Source organism: Actinoplanes sp. NPDC048967, from assembly GCF_040649415.1.
In the GTDB taxonomy this organism is placed as follows: domain Bacteria; phylum Actinomycetota; class Actinomycetes; order Mycobacteriales; family Micromonosporaceae; genus Actinoplanes.
Genome location: NZ_JBEZFL010000005.1, coordinates 88010 through 103657, shown reverse-complemented (window position 1 = coordinate 103657; position 15648 = coordinate 88010). Strand labels below are relative to the sequence as shown.

The 15648-nt window shown below is 71.5% G+C and carries 11 protein-coding genes; 9 read left to right on the top strand and 2 right to left on the bottom strand.

Annotated features, from left to right (window positions below):
* Positions 1-118 precede the first annotated feature (118 nt).
* From AB0C12_RS22210 to AB0C12_RS22185, 6 genes are all read left to right on the top strand, one after another.
* Entirely contained in the window at positions 119-451 is a 333-nt protein-coding gene (locus tag AB0C12_RS22210; RefSeq protein WP_360550781.1) for an STAS domain-containing protein, read from the top strand.
* Between the two features lie 121 nt (positions 452-572).
* Positions 573-959 carry a VOC family protein gene (locus AB0C12_RS22205; protein ID WP_360550779.1) on the top strand — a complete coding sequence of 129 codons (387 nt, stop codon included), beginning with the start codon at positions 573-575 and terminating at the stop codon, positions 957-959.
* Positions 960-1016: 57 nt separating this feature from the next.
* Positions 1017-1835 carry an LLM class flavin-dependent oxidoreductase gene (locus AB0C12_RS22200; RefSeq protein ID WP_360550777.1) on the top strand — a complete coding sequence of 273 codons (819 nt, stop codon included), beginning with the start codon at positions 1017-1019 and terminating at the stop codon, positions 1833-1835.
* 231 nt (positions 1836-2066) lie between these two features.
* Positions 2067-2864 (top strand): hypothetical protein, encoded by a 798-nt coding sequence (locus tag AB0C12_RS22195; RefSeq protein WP_360550775.1) that lies wholly within the window; start codon positions 2067-2069, stop codon positions 2862-2864.
* A gap of 31 nt (positions 2865-2895) precedes the next feature.
* Positions 2896-3630, top strand: coding sequence for a hypothetical protein (locus tag AB0C12_RS22190; RefSeq protein WP_360550773.1), 735 nt, complete (start codon positions 2896-2898; stop codon positions 3628-3630).
* A gap of 59 nt (positions 3631-3689) precedes the next feature.
* Positions 3690-7229, top strand: a complete 3540-nt coding sequence (locus tag AB0C12_RS22185; RefSeq protein ID WP_360550771.1) for an NB-ARC domain-containing protein — start codon at positions 3690-3692, stop codon at positions 7227-7229.
* A gap of 1 nt (position 7230) precedes the next feature.
* On the opposite strand, the gene AB0C12_RS22180 is transcribed toward AB0C12_RS22185, so the two are convergent.
* Positions 7231-7779, bottom strand: a complete 549-nt coding sequence (locus AB0C12_RS22180; protein ID WP_360550769.1) for a response regulator — start codon at positions 7777-7779, stop codon at positions 7231-7233.
* Positions 7772-12175 (bottom strand): HAMP domain-containing protein, encoded by a 4404-nt coding sequence (locus AB0C12_RS22175; protein ID WP_360550767.1) that lies wholly within the window; start codon positions 12173-12175, stop codon positions 7772-7774. The genes AB0C12_RS22180 and AB0C12_RS22175 overlap by 8 nt, the downstream gene beginning before the upstream one ends.
* Positions 12176-12286: 111 nt before the next feature.
* Here AB0C12_RS22175 and AB0C12_RS22170 point away from each other — a divergent pair, with 111 nt between their 5' ends.
* Genes AB0C12_RS22170 through AB0C12_RS22160 form a run of 3 tightly spaced genes read left to right on the top strand, consistent with a single transcriptional unit; the run spans position 12287 to position 15580 of the window.
* Positions 12287-14305 carry a SpoIIE family protein phosphatase gene (locus AB0C12_RS22170; protein ID WP_360550765.1) on the top strand — a complete coding sequence of 673 codons (2019 nt, stop codon included), beginning with the start codon at positions 12287-12289 and terminating at the stop codon, positions 14303-14305.
* Positions 14306-14344: 39 nt separating this feature from the next.
* Positions 14345-14911 carry a dihydrofolate reductase family protein gene (locus AB0C12_RS22165; RefSeq protein ID WP_360550763.1) on the top strand — a complete coding sequence of 189 codons (567 nt, stop codon included), beginning with the start codon at positions 14345-14347 and terminating at the stop codon, positions 14909-14911.
* Positions 14912-14965: 54 nt separating this feature from the next.
* Complete coding sequence (locus AB0C12_RS22160; protein WP_360550761.1) at positions 14966-15580, top strand: dihydrofolate reductase family protein; 615 nt, start codon at positions 14966-14968, stop codon at positions 15578-15580.
* Positions 15581-15648: the final 68 nt, after the last annotated feature.

Sequence of the window (15648 nt, the reverse complement as noted above, 5' to 3'; positions counted from 1 at the left end):
CGGCGGCCGCCTTAGCAGCCCCGGGGGCGGGTTGTACAGGTCACGATCGGTGGGTGGATGCGGGGCGGATGAACCGTGCCAACAGGCTGGATTCCACCGCTCGCGATAGGCTGACCCGGTGGAGCGACCGGAGCTGTCCATCGCGGTTGAGCGAGCCCCCGACGAGGTTGTCTTCCACCTCGCCGGTGAGATCGACGTGCTCACGGTGGCCAAATTGTCCGCCATGGTGAACGAGACCCTGCTGGAACCGGAACCACCCTCCCGGATCGTGCTCGACATGTCCGGCGTGACCTTCTGCGACTCGCAGGGCCTGGGCACCCTGGTGGTGCTCAGCCGTAAGGCCCAGCATGCCCGCGCGGTGCTGGCTCTGACCAACGTCGGCGACTTCCTGCTCCGCGTCCTGGACATCACCGGCCTGCGCAGTGCCCTGATGATCTCCAGCGCTACCTGATAGGTTCCTGTCGAGCCCCGGATGGGCCGACACGGAGGGAAAGCTGTTCGGCCATCCTCCGTGGGCTCATCCACCCTGGGTGGCTGCTCTCCGTGACAGGGATCGAGCAGTAGGGACGACATTGAGCGCGACGTTCAACCACACCATCATCGCCGCGAAGGACCGCACCGTCTCGGCCGCCTTCTACCGTGACGTGCTGGAAGCAGCCGACGCCCCGTCCTGGGGCTTGTTCACCAACCTCCAGCTGGACGGCGGCGTGCTGCTCCAGTTCGCCGAGCCGCCGGTCGAGATCCAGATGCAGCACTACGCCTTCCTGGTGGACGACGAGCACTTCGACCGGGCGTACGCGCTGCTCCTCGAGCGCGGCATCGAGCACTGGGCGGACCCGCAGATGCAGCGCCCGGGCGAGACGAACACCGAACACGGCGGCCGCGGTGTGTACTTCAAGGACCCGGCCGGTCACGCCCTGGAGCTCATCACCCGGCCGTACCTACGCTCCCCGCAGTAGCCGGAACGCCGCCCCCGGGACGACGACACGTCCCGGGGGCAGCACCACGCTGAGGCCATGACGTTTCGATTCGGCGTGGTGGCAGCGACGGCCCGCACCGGCGCGGAGTGGACCACCACCGCGCGGCAGGCGGAGGAACTCGGCTACGACACCCTGCTCGTCCCGGACACCGTGCACACGCTGTCACCGTTCGCGGCGCTGGCCGCCGCAGCGGCGTGCACCGAGAGGCTGCGGGTCGGCACCTATGTGCTCAGTGCCCCCAACCGCGCGCCCGGCCTGGTGGCCTGGGAGACGAGAACCCTGCAGCTCCTGAGTGGTGGCCGCTTCGAGCTGGGCCTCGGCGGCGGGCGGCCGGGCGCCGAACGGGACGCCGCGACGCTGGGTGTGGAGTTCGGGACACCGGGCGAGCGGTTGCGGCGGGTGGCCGAGACGATCCGGGCCGTCCGCGAACTCTCCGGCGGCGGCCCGCCGGTGCTGGTGGCGGCGAGCAGACCGGGGATGCTGCGGCTGGCCGCCGAACAGGCCGACATCGTGGCCCTCGGCCTGCCGCCGCAGTCGTCGGAGGAGGAACTGGCCGAGACGGTCGCGCGGCTCCGCGGCTTCGGCGGGTCGCCGGAATTGCATGTCAACGTGGCGGCGGTGGCGGAGACGGCCGAGGCGGTGCCGGAGTGGGCGGACCGGATGGTCGGCGGCGATGCCCGGCGGATGGCGGCGGCGGGCGGCATCGCGTTCCTGCTCGGCGACCCGGGCCGGATCGCCGAAACGCTTCGCCGGCGGCGGGCTGAGCTGGGCATCTCCTACATCGGAGTCAGCGCCATGTTCATGCACCAGTTCGCCCCGGTGATTACCGCGCTCCGCGGCAATCATTCGGAGTGATCGTGGTTGCATCGCCGGCCGCGGCGGCGTTGCGCGCTGCGGGCAGCCGCGGCGGCCAGATTGAGCAGGCCGGCGCCGAAACTCAACACCGTCGTAACTGCGGGGAGCCAATCCATCAACGCTCTGGTCATGGGTCCACGGTCGCTGTCCGGGCCCGCGTCCGGCGATCTTCTCGGACGGGCTCCGGACAGACGTGGGACAGCGCGGCGCGGCCGGATCTAGTGTTCCTGAGTGGACAGCGCCGGGCAGCCGCCGATGACGGGCTTCGCCGCGCGGTTACGCGATCTCCGGCGGCGGGCGGGAGAGCCGTCACTGCGGGAGCTGGAGCGCCTCACCCGCCGGACGGGTCGCCCCTACCCCCGCGCCACCATCGATGACAAGCTCCACGGCCGTACGCTGCCGGACTGGGAGTTCGTGGCAACGTTCGTCCGCGTCTGTCACCGCCACGCCGGATGGCCGGACCCACCGGATCTCGACGCGTGGCAGGTGCAGCATCGCCGCGTGCTCGCCGAGCTGGCCGGGCAACGGGCAGGTCAGCGACGCGGGACAAGAGCGGCCGAGGCCCTGGCCGGCGATCCGCTGACCGTCACCGTCAAGCTCGCCGACGTCAGCTACCTGGTAGTCCGCGGCCCTGACGGGGTGCACGAGGTGCCCGCCAGCGGGCACCGGGTACGCCTGATCGTCGAGGCCCCCGAGCCGCCCGCCGTCGTGCTGACCGAGCTGCGCCCGGTGGTCCTGGCCCGCCGACCGGCCGCGGGTGACCTCGTCCCGCACCACGGTGTCGTGCCGGTCCGGCCGTTCGCCGTGCACCTCGACGAGGATCCGGCAAGCCTGGAGCAGCTCGGCGACGCCGGCTTCCCGTTCAAGGTCACCCCCGACGACCCCGAGGTCTTCGACCTGACCGTGCACACCGCGACCGCCGACGTCCGGTGGGCGCTGGAGCTGGACTGGACCTGCGCCGGGCGCAGCGACACGCGCCGCGTGGACCTCGGCGGACAGCCGTTCCGGACGACGGCCCGGCCGGGCTGAGGGTCCGTTGACCGAACGAAGGAGCGCAGGTGTGGAACCGACCGGAAGCCGACCGCCCGCCGAAACCGGCGGTCAGTTCTACGCTGCCCAGATCCTCACCAGGCCGGTAGCGCCCACCGCACCGGTGGCCGCGCCCTTCACCGCGGAGCTGAGCACCCGCTCACACATCACACTGGTGCGCTCGCCGAGCTCCGAGGTCGGCCCGGCCCCCGTGCACATACCGGTGACCGGGCACAACGTCTTCCTCGTCCTCACCGCCGGCCCGGACCGCGACATCACCCTCGACCGGCTGCGGGCACAGGTGACCGGGCGCGAGTCGCTCACCGCGGACGGCATCAGCGTGGCGCTGCCCCGGCAACCGGACCTGGTGCTCAGCGCGGATCTCGAGGAGCCGGGGCGGCGGGCGGCCGCCGCCTTCGAGCCGCTGGAGATCCCGCACTACGAGGTGGTCCTGGATGCCGTACCGGCGCTCGTGCGGACAGCCCGGGACGCTCACGGACGTCCACCCCGGTGGGTGCCGGACGGACCACCGCTGGTGCCGGCGGGCGGACGGGCCCGCGTGGTCCTGGCCGCGCTGACCAGCGACCCGGCGCTCGTACGGTGGCGGCTGCGGGCCGACGTGACCCAGGACGACCGCACCTGGTCGTTCGCCTGGGACCTGTCGGTCACCGCCACTTCCGGGATGGTGCACTACCGACCCGGCGGTAACGGCCCGATCGTCACCCCGGTCCAGGAGCTCTTCCCGCAGCACTGGACGCTGCGTTAGGTAAGCGCGACCGACTGCGCGGGGATGACTGTTCGTGAGCGCAGCGATACGGTTCTACCTTGGACCGCGGACTCGGCTCGGACGGGGGACACAGCGTGGTACCGGTCTCGGCGGAGCCGCGCCGGCCGTGGCTGGCGCCCCGGCTCACCGCCGACATCGTCGCGCGGCCCGAGGTCACCGACCGGCTGCTGGACCTGGTGTGCGCCGACGACAGCGACCCGGTCGGCATCACGGGCGTGCACGGCACCGGTGGCTTCGGCAAGACCACGCTGGCGAAGTGGATCTGCCACGAGCCGCGTACGAAACAGCGGTTCCCGGGTGGCCTGCTGTGGGTCACGCTGGGCGAACAGGTGGCCGGCGCCGAGCTGGCCGCCCGGGTGAACGACCTGGTCGTCCAGCTCACCGGGCTGCGGCCGGCCCTGACCGATCCCCTGCAGGCCGGTTTCCGGCTCGGCGAGGTCCTGGACGCCCAGCCGGACCCGATGCTGCTGGTCATCGACGACGCCTGGACCGACCAGCAGGTCGAACCCTTCCTCTGCGGTGGCCGCCGCTGCCGCCGGCTGCTGACCACGCGGCACCGGCGGCTGGTCGACCCGCGCAGCAGCGTGCCGCTCGACCGGATGACCGCGGCGCAGGCGGCGGCTCTGCTGACCCGCGACGTCCCCGGCATCGCCGGCCGCCCGGTCGACCGGGTGGTCGCCGCGACCGGTCGCTGGCCGGTGCTGCTGACGCTGGCCAACCGGGCCCTGGTCCGCGCGGTGGACTACGGCACCCCGGTGGACCAGGCGTTGCAGGACGTCGCCGACCGGCTCGACGAGGACGGACCGGTCGCCTTCGACCTGGACAACGTGCACGACCGCGGCCGGGCCGTACGGGCCACCGTCCGGGCGAGCCTGGACCTGCTCCCGGCCGACACCGTGGAGCAGTTCCGCGAGATGGCCGTCTTCTCGGAGGACGCCGACGTACCCGTGACCGTCCTCGAGATGCTGTGGGCCACCAGCGCGCGGAAGGTCCGCGCCGTCTGCCAGACGCTCGCCGACCTCGCGCTCGTCCTGGAATATCGGCAGGACGCCGGCACGGTCCGCCTGCACGACGTGATCCGGTCCTACCTGATCCACGAGGTCGGCGAGTCCGGTCTGCGCCCGTTGCACGGCCGGCTGCTGGACGCGGCCGCGCGGACGGTGTTCACCGCGAGCGGACCGGCGTGGTGGGACCTGCCGGAGCAGCACGACTATCTGATCCGGCACTTCGCCGACCACGTACTCGGCGCCGGGCAACCGGACTACCTGGCCGCCACGGTCACCGATCTGCGCTGGATCGCCGGCCGGCTGCGGCGGCACGGCCCCGCCGGGGCGGAGGCGGACCTCGCCCGGGTGCCCACCGACCTCGCGCGGCTCCTCGGCCGCAAGATCAGGCAGAACGCCCATCTGCTGACCCCGATCGTTCCCGAGCACTCCCTGGGCGCGGTGCTGGTCAGCCGGCTCGACTTCATCGCGACGTTCCAGTCCACGATCAGCGAACACGTGCCCGGCCTGCCCACGCCGCGCCTGGCCAACCGCTGGCCCCTGCCCGACCTGCCCCACCCGGCGCTGCTGCGGACCTTCACCGGCCACACCGACCGGGTCACCGCGCTCGCCGTGGCCCCCGACGGCAGCTGGATCGCCACGGGCGGCGGCGACCACACCGTGCGGATCTGGAACCCGGGCACCGGCGCCACCGAGCATGTCCTGACCGGACACAGCAGCGAGATCACCGCCATCGCCACGGCGAGCGACGGAAGGTGGCTGGCCACCGGGAGCGCCGATCACACCGTACGGCTGTGGGATCCGGCAACCGGCGCACTCCGGCAGATCCTGGCCGGCCACACCGGCCCGGTGACGGCGCTGGCGGTTCCCGCCCCGGGCGGATCGATCGCAAGCGCCGGTGACGACCGGACCGTACGGCTGTGGGACACCGCCACCGGTGACTGCCGGGCGGTGCTCACCGGCCACACGGACCGGCTGACCGCGCTCGCCGTCGCCCCGGACGGCCGGTGGATCGCCGGCGCCGGGCAGGACCACATTGTCTGCCTCTGGGACACCGCGACGGGTCAGCGCACCCACGTCCTCGACGGCCACACCAACTGGATCGCCTGCCTGGCCGCGGCACCGGACGGAGCCTGGCTCGCCTCCGCCGGCGGCGACAGCACGGTCCGGATCTGGGACCCGGCGACCGGGACGGCCCGGCACGTCCTGCGCGGCCACACGGGAATCGTCTGCGCGATGGTCGCCGGACCGGGCGGGGCCTGGCTGGCCACGGCCAGCCACGACAACACCGTCCGGATCTGGGACCCGGCCTCAGGTCGCTGCCGGCAGGTGCTGTCCGGCCACACCGACTGGGTGGTCGCGCTGGCGATCGTGGCGGGTGCGGAGCCACGCCTGGCCACCACGGGCCACGACCGCACGGTCCGGCTCTGGGATCCCTCGACCGGCAAGTGCACCGGGGTCTGCTCCAGCCACACCGACCGGATCACCGTGCTGGCCACCGCACCCACCGGGCAGTGGATGGTCACGGCCGGCTACGACCGCACGGCGCGGACCTGGGAGCCCGTGACGTCGTCGGCCGACGACGCCCCGGACGGCCACAGCAACCGGATCACGGCCCTGGTGAGCGAACCCGCCGGCACGTGGCTGGCCACGGCCGGCGAGGACCACACCGTACGGGTCTGGGACGCCGCCACCGGCTCCTGCCGGCAGGTCATCAGGGGGCACGGAAGTCCCATCGGTGCGCTGGCCGTCGCGCCCGACGGCACCTGGCTGGCCGCGACCGGGGTGAGTTCAACCCGGATCTGGGAGCCGCTCACCGGCCGGTGCCGGCACGTGCTGCGCGACCAGCACGACTGGATTCGCGCCCTTGCGGTCGCTCCGGACGGCACCTGGCTGGCGACCGGAGGAGGGGACACCACCGTGCGGATCTGGGACCCCGCCACGGGTGAGTGCCGGCACGTGCTGCGCCACGGGAATCCGGTGGGACGCCTCACCGTGAGCCCGCAGGGCGATTGGCTGGCCACCGGCTGCATCGACGGCACCGTGCGGATCTGGGATCCCAGCACGGGCCGTCACCAGCATCATCTGACCGGCCACGGCAACTGGATCGGTCCGGCCGTGCCGGCCCCGGACGGCACCTGGCTGGCCACCGGCAGCGGTGATTTCACGGTGCGGATCTGGGACCCCGTCACCGGCGCCTGCCGGCACGTCTTCGGCGGCCACCAGGGGTGGATCAGTGGGCTGGTCGTGGCCCCGGACGGCAGCTGGCTCGCCGCCGGCAGCGCGGCCGGCTCGGTGCGGATCTGGGATCTCGCGTCCGGCGCCTGCCGGCACGTGCTGACCGGACACGACCGGTCGGTCAGCGCCCTGACGATCGCACCGGACGGCGGCTGGATAGCCGCCGCCTCCCGCGAAGGCACCATCACCGTGTGGCGTCCCGACGAACCGGCCCCGGTCGCCGCGATGCGGGTCGACGCCGCGCTGACCACCTGTGTCGCCCTGCCGGACGGGACCGGGATCAGTGCGGGCAGCGCCGGCGGCGCCGTCTACACCTTCGACCTCGTCGGCCGGTGAATCAGTTGCCCCAGCGGGCCTTCTCCAGCAGCTCCAGGGCTTCACCGGCAGCCTCGTCGCCGCCGGCGCGCAGAGCTCTCGCGGCCTCGTCCACCAGGTCGGTCAGGCGCTGCCATTGCGCCTCCCGCTCCCGGCTGGCTTCGGCCTGGGCCTTGAGCTGCTGGGTCTTGGTCCACAGCTCGACGAAGATGGAGACCTTGGCCCGCAGCACCCACGGGTCGAACGGCTTCGTCAGGTAGTCGACCGCGCCGACCGCGTAGCCGCGCAGGGCGAGCTGGGCGTCACGGTCGGCCGCCGTCAGGAACAGGATCGGTACGTGCCGGGTGCGTTCGCGGCGCTTGATGTGGCCGGCCGTCTCGAAGCCGTCCATGTTGGGCATCTGCGCGTCCAGCAGGATCACCGCGAAGTCGTCCGTGAGCAGCTGCTTCAGTGCCGCCTCGCCGCTCTCCACCGCGACCGCCTGCACCGGCAGGCCCTGCAGGATCGCCTCCAGCGCCAGCAGGTTGTCGCGCCGGTCGTCGACCAGCAACGCCTTGGCCCGCTCACCCATCCTTGTGCTCCGTCCCGGAATTGTCGGACGCGTTCACCCAGCGGGCCATCAGCTCGATGAGCTCGTCCAGGTCGACCGGCTTGGTGATGTAGTCGCTCGCCCCCGCCGCCAGCGCCGACTCCCGGTCGCCGGGCATCGCCTTCGCTGTCAGGAAGACTACCGGTAGGTCCGCGAAGCGCTGATTGCGGCGGATTCCGCGGGTGGTCTCGTAGCCGTCCTGCTCCGGCATCATCGCGTCCATCAGCACGATGTCGACCTCGGGGTGCTCGGCCAGCAGCCGGACCCCGTCCACGCCGTTGTCGGAGTAGAGCACGTTGAGCCCGTGCATCTCCAGGGCGCTGGTCAGCGCGAAGACGTTGCGCACGTCGTCGTCGACGATCAGCACGGTGGCGCCGTCGAGCTGGCGGCTGGCCGGGCTGACCGTGTGCGTCTCCAGCTCCGGGCGGGGCGTGATCAACGGGAGGTCCAGCGACGACAGCGTGCGGCGCGGCTCACCGGCCGAGGTCGACGCGGGCAGCTGCGGCAGGGACGGCGTCGGGATCGCGTCGCCGATCAGGACGTCCGGCATGTAGAGCGTGAACGTCGAGCCCTCGCCGGGGGCTGAGGAGACCACGATCGTGCCGCCGAGCAGCGCGGCGAACTCGCGGCTGATCGACAGGCCCAGGCCGGTGCCGCCGTACTTGCGGCTGGTCGTGCCGTCGGCCTGCTGGAACGCCTCGAAGATCAGGCTGAGCTTCTCGTCGGAGATGCCGATGCCGGTGTCGCTGACCGCGAAGGCGACCACCTGGTGGGCCGAGGCCAGCCCGGGAATGTCGAAGTCGAGGTCGGCCGGCGCCGGGTAGATGCTCAGGGTCACCGAGCCGTTGTCGGTGAACTTGACCGCGTTGGAGAGCAGGTTGCGCAGAATCTGCTGGAGTCGCTGGGCGTCGGTGACGATCGACTCGGGCAGCTCCGGCGAGACCGCCACCCGCAGCTCCAGGCCCTTCTCCTCGGCCTGCGGGATGAAGGCCTGCTCGACGTAGCTGCGGACGCCGTCGAAGTCGACCTGGTCCGGCTCGACGTCCATCCGGCCGGCCTCGATCTTGCTGAGGTCCAGGATGTCGTCGATCAGCGACAGCAGGTCGGAGCCGGCGCTGTGGATGGTGCGGGCGAACTCGATCTGCTTCTCGGTCAGGTTGTGCTCGGGGTTGTCGGCGAGCAGCCGGGCCAGCAGCAGCAGCGAGTTCAGCGGCGTACGCAGCTCGTGGCTCATGTTGGCCAGGAACTCGGTCTTGTACGCCGACGCCCGGGACAGCTGCTGCGCCTTCTCCTCGAGGCCGAGGCGGGCCAGCTCGATCTCCCGGTTCTTCGTCTCGATGTTGCCCTTCTGCTCGCTGAGCAGCTGCGCCTTGTCCTCCAGCTCGGCGTTGGTGCGCTGGAGCTCGGCCGACTGGTCCTGCATCTCGCGGGCCAGGCGCTGCGACTGGGCGAGCAGTTCCTCCGTACGCCGGTTGGCCTGGATGGTGTTGAGGGCGACGCCGATGGCCGCCACCAGGCGCTCCAGGAAGGTCAGGTGGAGCCCGGAGAACGCGGCCACCGAGGCGAACTCGATCACGCCGAGCATCTCGCCCTCGAACAGCACCGGCAGCACGACCAGGTCGTTCGGCGGCATCGACATGAGACCCGAGCGCATCGTCAGGACGCCGTCGTGGGTCGCCCGGACCCGGATCGTACGGCGGGAGACCGCGGCCTGGCCGACGAGTCCCTCACCGGGGCCGAAAGTGACCTCATGGTTGCGGGCGACGTAGCCGTACGACGCGGCCAGCCGCAGCCGCATCACGGCCTCCTCGTGATCGACCATGAAGAAGGCGCCGAGCTGCGCGTCCACCAGTGGCGTCACCTCGGTCATGATCATGCGGCAGACCTCGCCGAGGTCCCGCTGGCCCTGCAGCAGGCCACCGATGCGGGCCAGGTTGGAGTCCAGCCAGCCCTGCTCCGCGTTCGCCTTGGTGGTCTCGCGCAGCGTGACGATCATCTGGTTGATGTTGTCCTTGAGCTCGGCCACCTCGCCCTGGGCCTCGACGGCCACGCTCTGGGTCAGGTCACCGCGGGTCACCGACGTCGACACCTCAGCGATGGCGCGCAGCTGGGTGGTCAGCGTGGAGGCCAGCTGGTTGACGTTGTCGGTGAGGTCGCGCCACGTACCGGAAACGCCCTTGACCTCGGCCTGACCGCCGAGCTTGCCCTCGATGCCGACCTCGCGGCCGACCCGGGTGACCTCGTTGGCGAACGACGAGAGCTGGTCGACCATCGTGTTGACGGTGTCCTTGAGCTCGAGGATCTCGCCGCGGGCGTCGACCGTGATCTTCTGCGACAGGTCGCCCTTGGCCACGGCCGTGGTGACCGAGGCGATGTTGCGGACCTGGGCGGTCAGGTTGGACGCCATGTAGTTCACGTTGTCGGTCAGGTCGCGCCAGGTGCCGGCGACGCCGCGCACCTGGGCCTGGCCACCGAGCTTGCCCTCCGAGCCCACCTCGCGGGCGACCCGGGTCACCTCGTCGGCGAACGAGGACAGCTGGTCGACCATCGTGTTGACCGTCGACTTCAGCTCCAGGATCTCGCCCTGGGCGTCGACCGTGATCTTCTGCGACAGGTCGCCGCGGGCGACGGCGGTGGAGACCTGGGCGATGTTGCGGACCTGGGCGGTCAGGTTGGACGCCATCGAGTTCACGTTGTCGGTCAGGTCGCGCCACGTGCCGGCCACCCCGCGCACCTGGGCCTGACCACCGAGCTTGCCCTCCGAGCCCACCTCACGAGCAACTCGCGTCACCTCGTCGGCGAACGACGACAGCTGATCCACCATCGTGTTGACCGTCGACTTCAGCTCCAGGATCTCGCCGCGGGCGTCGACCGTGATCTTCTGCGACAGGTCGCCCTTGGCCACCGCGGTCGTGACCGAGGCGATGTTGCGGACCTGGCTGGTCAGGTTGGACGCCATGTAGTTCACGTTGTCGGTCAGGTCCCGCCACGTACCGGAAACGCCCTTGACCTCGGCCTGACCGCCCAGCTTGCCCTCGGAACCCACCTCGCGGGCCACCCGGGTCACCTCGTCGGCGAACGACGAGAGCTGGTCGACCATCGTGTTCATGGTGTTCTTCAGCTCCGCGATCTCACCGCGGGCGTCGACCGTGATCTTCTGCGACAGGTCACCCTTGGCGACCGCGGTGGAGACCTGGGAGATGTTGCGGACCTGGTCGGTGAGGTTGGCGGCGAGCTGGTTGACGTTCTCGGTGAGGTCGCGCCACGTACCGGAGACACCGCGGACCTGGGCCTGACCGCCCAGCCGGCCCTCGGTGCCGACCTCGCGGGCCACCCGGGTGACCTCGTCGGCGAACGACGAGAGCTGGTCCACCATCGTGTTGACGGTGTCCTTGAGCTCGAGGATCTCGCCCTGCGCGGCCACCGTGATCTTCTGCGACAGGTCGCCCTTGGCGACCGCGGTGGAGACCTGGGCGATGTTGCGGACCTGGCTGGTCAGGTTCGACGCCATCGAGTTCACCGAGTCGGTGAGGTCCTTCCAGGTGCCGGCGACATTGGGTACGTCGGCCTGGCCGCCCAGCTTGCCCTCGGTGCCCACCTCGCGGGCCACCCGGGTGACCTGCTCGGCGAAGAGCCGCAGGGTGTCGGTCACGCCGTTCATGGTGTCGGCCAGCTCGGCGACCTCGCCGCGGGCCGTCACGGTGATCTTCTGCGACAGGTCGCCGCGGGCCATGGCCGTCGCCACCTGGGAGATCGAACGCACCTGGTGGGTCAGGTTCGACGCCATCGTGTTGACCGAGTCGGTCAGGTCCTTCCAGGTGCCGGCCACGCCACGGACGTCGGCCTGGCCGCCGAGCTCGCCCTCGGTGCCGACCTCGCGGGCCACCCGGGTCACCTCGTCGGCGAACGACGACAGCTGGTCCACCATCGTGTTGACCACCCGGCCGATGCGCAGGAATTCACCCCGAAGGGGTCGCCCGTCCATCTCGAGTGCCATGTGCTGCGAGAGGTCACCGTCCGCGACAGCCACGATGACCCGGGAGATCTCCGTGGTGGGCCGGCCCAGGTCGTCGATCAGCGAGTTCACCGAGCGGGCGCTGTCCGCCCAGGCGCCGTCGAGGCCCTCCTCGTCCAGCCGCTCGGTCAGCCGGCCGTCCCGGCCGACGATCCGGCTGATCCGGCGCACCTCGCGATTCTGCCGTTCCTGCAGCGCCACGACCTCGTTGAAGGCGTCCGCGGCCTCACCGGCGACGCCGCTGCGCCGGGGCAGGCGAACCTTGAAATCGCCACGGCTCACCCGGCGTAGGGCTTCCGCGAGCTCGACGAGCACGGCAGTCTCGTCGGGCACGCCGACATTGACCTGGTGGGTCGCAGTCATGCTGTCCTCATTCGCTGTCCAACGGCTGGGGCGCTCCATCATCCCTCGCCGGGACAGTCCGGCGCGAGGTGCAGCTTTGTGTGAAGCCGGTCGGCGGGAGAGGATGCAGACGTGTCGGTAGAGGCGGGACGTATCGCGGCAGCTCTGGTACGCCGGGTCCGGCTGCCCAACGACCGGCGTACGCCCGCGGCGGCGCGCGCCCTGGTCCGCTCGGTGCTCGAGGAGGCCGGGCTGGACTCCCTGGTCAACGAGGCCCTGCTGCTCACCACCGAGCTGTCCACGAACGCGGTGGTGCACGCCGGCACGGAAGTGGACATCGAGGTCGACGCCGACCCGGCCGGGCTCACCGTCACGGTGACCGACTTCGCCCCCGGGCCGGTCGAGCAGCTGGCGGTCGGCCCCCGCAACGAGCAGTCGGACATCGGCGAGGTCGCGGAGCGTGGTCGCGGACTGCTGCTCGTGGACCACTTCGCCAGCCGCTGGGGCACCGTGCACGAGGGCGTCGGCAAGGGCGTCTGGTTCCGGCTGGAGAGCAAGGGCCCGGCCCGTGACGGCATCCCCGTGGCCATCGCCGACGACGAGGTCGCCCCGTCCGTCGGCGAGCTGACCACGCTGCTGCAGATGAGCCCGGAACGGCTCACCGACGAGAGCCTGGCCGAGTTCGGCACCGAGCTGCTCTCCCGCTTGTCCCGGCTCACCGGGGCCACCGGCGGGGTGGTCCGGCTCGACCGCGGCGACGGCGGCGGACGTCAGCTGCTGGCCCGGCACGGCCGCGCTCCCCGCGACGACGCCGAGACCATCCGGGTGCCGCTCACCGTGCAGCGGCCGTACTCGGGTGAGCTGGAGCTGGACGCGTCCCCGGCCGGATACGCCCAGCCGCTGGCCACGATCGTCGCCGAGCGTTTCTCCCTGCACCTGGAGAACGACCGGCTGCGCCGGGCCGACCTGCGCCGGCAGACCTGGCTGACGTTCCTGGCCGAGGCCAGCGAGCTGCTCGCCCAGTCCCTGGACGTCAACCTGACGATGGCGCTGATCCCACAGCTGGTGGTGCCCCGGCTCGGCCAGTGGTGCGCGGTGCACACCACGGACGCCTGGGGCCGGCTGCAGCTCGCCGCGGCCACCCACGCCGACGAGGCGGCCGTGCCGCAGCTGCACGCGACGCTCGCCGAGACCGGCCCGGACTCGATCCTGGCCCGGCTCGAGGAGGCGTCCCGGCTCGGCCAGCAGGTCATGTTCGGCACCCCGCCGGAGGGTTTCGCGGTGCCGCTGGTCGCCCGCGGGCAGCGCCTGGGCACCCTGGCGGTGGGCCGCCACCTGCGGCACCGGCACGACGGCGACGAGGTGGCGGTACTGGAGGACGTGGCCCGCCGCGCGGCGCTGGCCATCGACAACGCCCGCATCCACGACGAACGCCGCAAGGTCGCCCGGACCCTGCAGGCCTCACTGCTGCCCCCGGCGCTGCCGCACGTCACCGGCATCGGCTTCGCCGCCGAGTACGTCCCGACGGGCTCGGAGGTGGGTGGCGACTTCTACGACGTCGTCCCGGCCGGCGACGACCGCTGGGTGGTCGTGGTGGGCGACGTGTCCGGCAAGGGCGTCCAGGCCGCGACGGTGACCGGCCTGGTCCGCGACGTGATCCGGATCCTGGTCGACGACGGCAAGCCGATGACGGAGATCCTCTGCCGGGTCAACCGCACCCTGGTCCAGCGCGGCGGCGGACGCTACTGCACGCTGGCCATGGCCACGGTGACCCGGGCGGGCACGGACCTGGCGGTCTGCCTGCACCTGGCCGGCCACGACCGGTCGGTCCTGGTCCGCGCGGACGGCCGGACATCCTTCGTGGGCGAGGGCGGCACGGCGCTCGGCCTGCTGGAGACGATCACCTCCCCGGACGTGACCGTGACCCTGCACCCGGGCGACTCCCTGATCTTCTGCACCGACGGCGTGACAGAACGGCGGCGCGGCCGGGAGTTGTTCGGCACGTCCCGCCTGCGGGACGCGGCGACGCCGTTGGCGGGCTACCCGGCGGATGTGATGGCGGCCCGGCTGCGCTCGACGACGATCAACTTCTCGGTCGAGGAGCCGCGGGACGACATCGCGATCCTCGTCCTGCGCAACGACGCCCTGTAGACCGGCTTTTTGTCGTACCGCTGCGGCAAGCTGAATGCCGTGCCGAAGACACAGTTCTATACCGCGACGAGCATCGACGGATTCATCGCCGATGCCGACAATTCGCTCGACTGGCTGTTCGAGGTCGACGAAGGCGATGCGGACAGTGCGCCGTTCGCGTCCTTCTTCGCCGAGGTGGGCGCCTTCGCCATGGGTGCCACCACCTACGAGTGGGTGCTGGAGCACGAGGGTCTGCTGGACAAGCCGCTGAAGTGGGCGGAGTACTACGGCGACACCCCGGCGTGGGTGTTCAGCCACCGGTCGCTGCCGCCGATTCCGGGCGCGGATCTGCGGTTCGTGCAGGGTGACGTCCGGCCGGTGCACGCCGCGATGGCCGAGGCGGCCCAGGGCAAGAACGTGTGGGTCGTCGGCGGGGGTGAGCTGGCCGGGGCCTTCGCGGACGCCGGGCTGCTGGACGAGATCGTGCTCGGGGTGGCGCCGGTGACGCTGGGGACCGGGGCGCCTCTGCTGCCGCGGAAGCTGACTTCTTCGCGGCTTGCGCTGACCGGGATGCAGCAGGTGGGCCAGTTCGCGTACCTGACGTATTCGGTGGGTCCGCCGGCCTGACCCGCTACGCCGGAATCGGCCCTTTTGTCGGCTACGTCGTGGCATCGTGATGGTGTGGCAAAGACGCAGTACTACACCGCGACCAGCATCGACGGCTTCACCGCCGATCTGGACAATTCGCTCGACTGGTTGTTCGAGGTCGACGAGGGCACGGACAACCCGTTCGGTGCGTTCTTCTCCGGCGTGGGCGCCTTCGCGATGGGCGCCGCCACCTACGAATGGGTGCTGAAGAACGACAACGTGCTCGAGGAGCCGGAGAACTGGCACGAGATGTACGGCGACGTACCGTGCTGGGTCTTCACCCACCGCGAGCTGCCGCCGGTGCCGGACGCCAACGTCTTCATGGTCAGCGGCGACGTGCAGCGGGTCCACGAAGCCATGATGGTCGCCGCCCAGGGCCGCAACGTCTGGCTGGCCGGCGGCGGCGACCTGGTCAGCGAGTTCGCGGACGCGGGCCTGCTCGACGAGATCATCCTGGCCATGGCTCCGGCGATGCTGGGCGCGGGCACACCGCTGCTGCCCCGCCGGCTGACGTCGCAGCAGCTGGCGCTGACCCACGTCGCCCAGATGGGCCAGTTCGCCTACCTGACCTACGCGGTCGGGTCCCTGGCCAAGCTGGGCCGCCATCTGGCCGCGGACGCCCTGGCCCGCGAACCCGCCTACCGCTGACCCGGCCGGCCGGGCCGCCCGGGTCAGCCGGGCCGCCCGGTCAGCTCGCGGAAGCGGGCTCCGCGAAG

What these genes read in the sequence shown, in the direction of transcription:
- AB0C12_RS22180 (WP_360550769.1), bottom strand. Translation starts at nt 7,779, where the DNA reads ATGGGTGAGCGGGCCAAGGCGTTGCTGGTCGACGACCGGCGCGACAAC.
- AB0C12_RS22200 (WP_360550777.1), top strand. Translation starts at nt 1,017, where the DNA reads ATGACGTTTCGATTCGGCGTGGTGGCAGCGACGGCCCGCACCGGCGCG.
- AB0C12_RS22175 (WP_360550767.1), bottom strand. Translation starts at nt 12,175, where the DNA reads ATGACTGCGACCCACCAGGTCAATGTCGGCGTGCCCGACGAGACTGCC.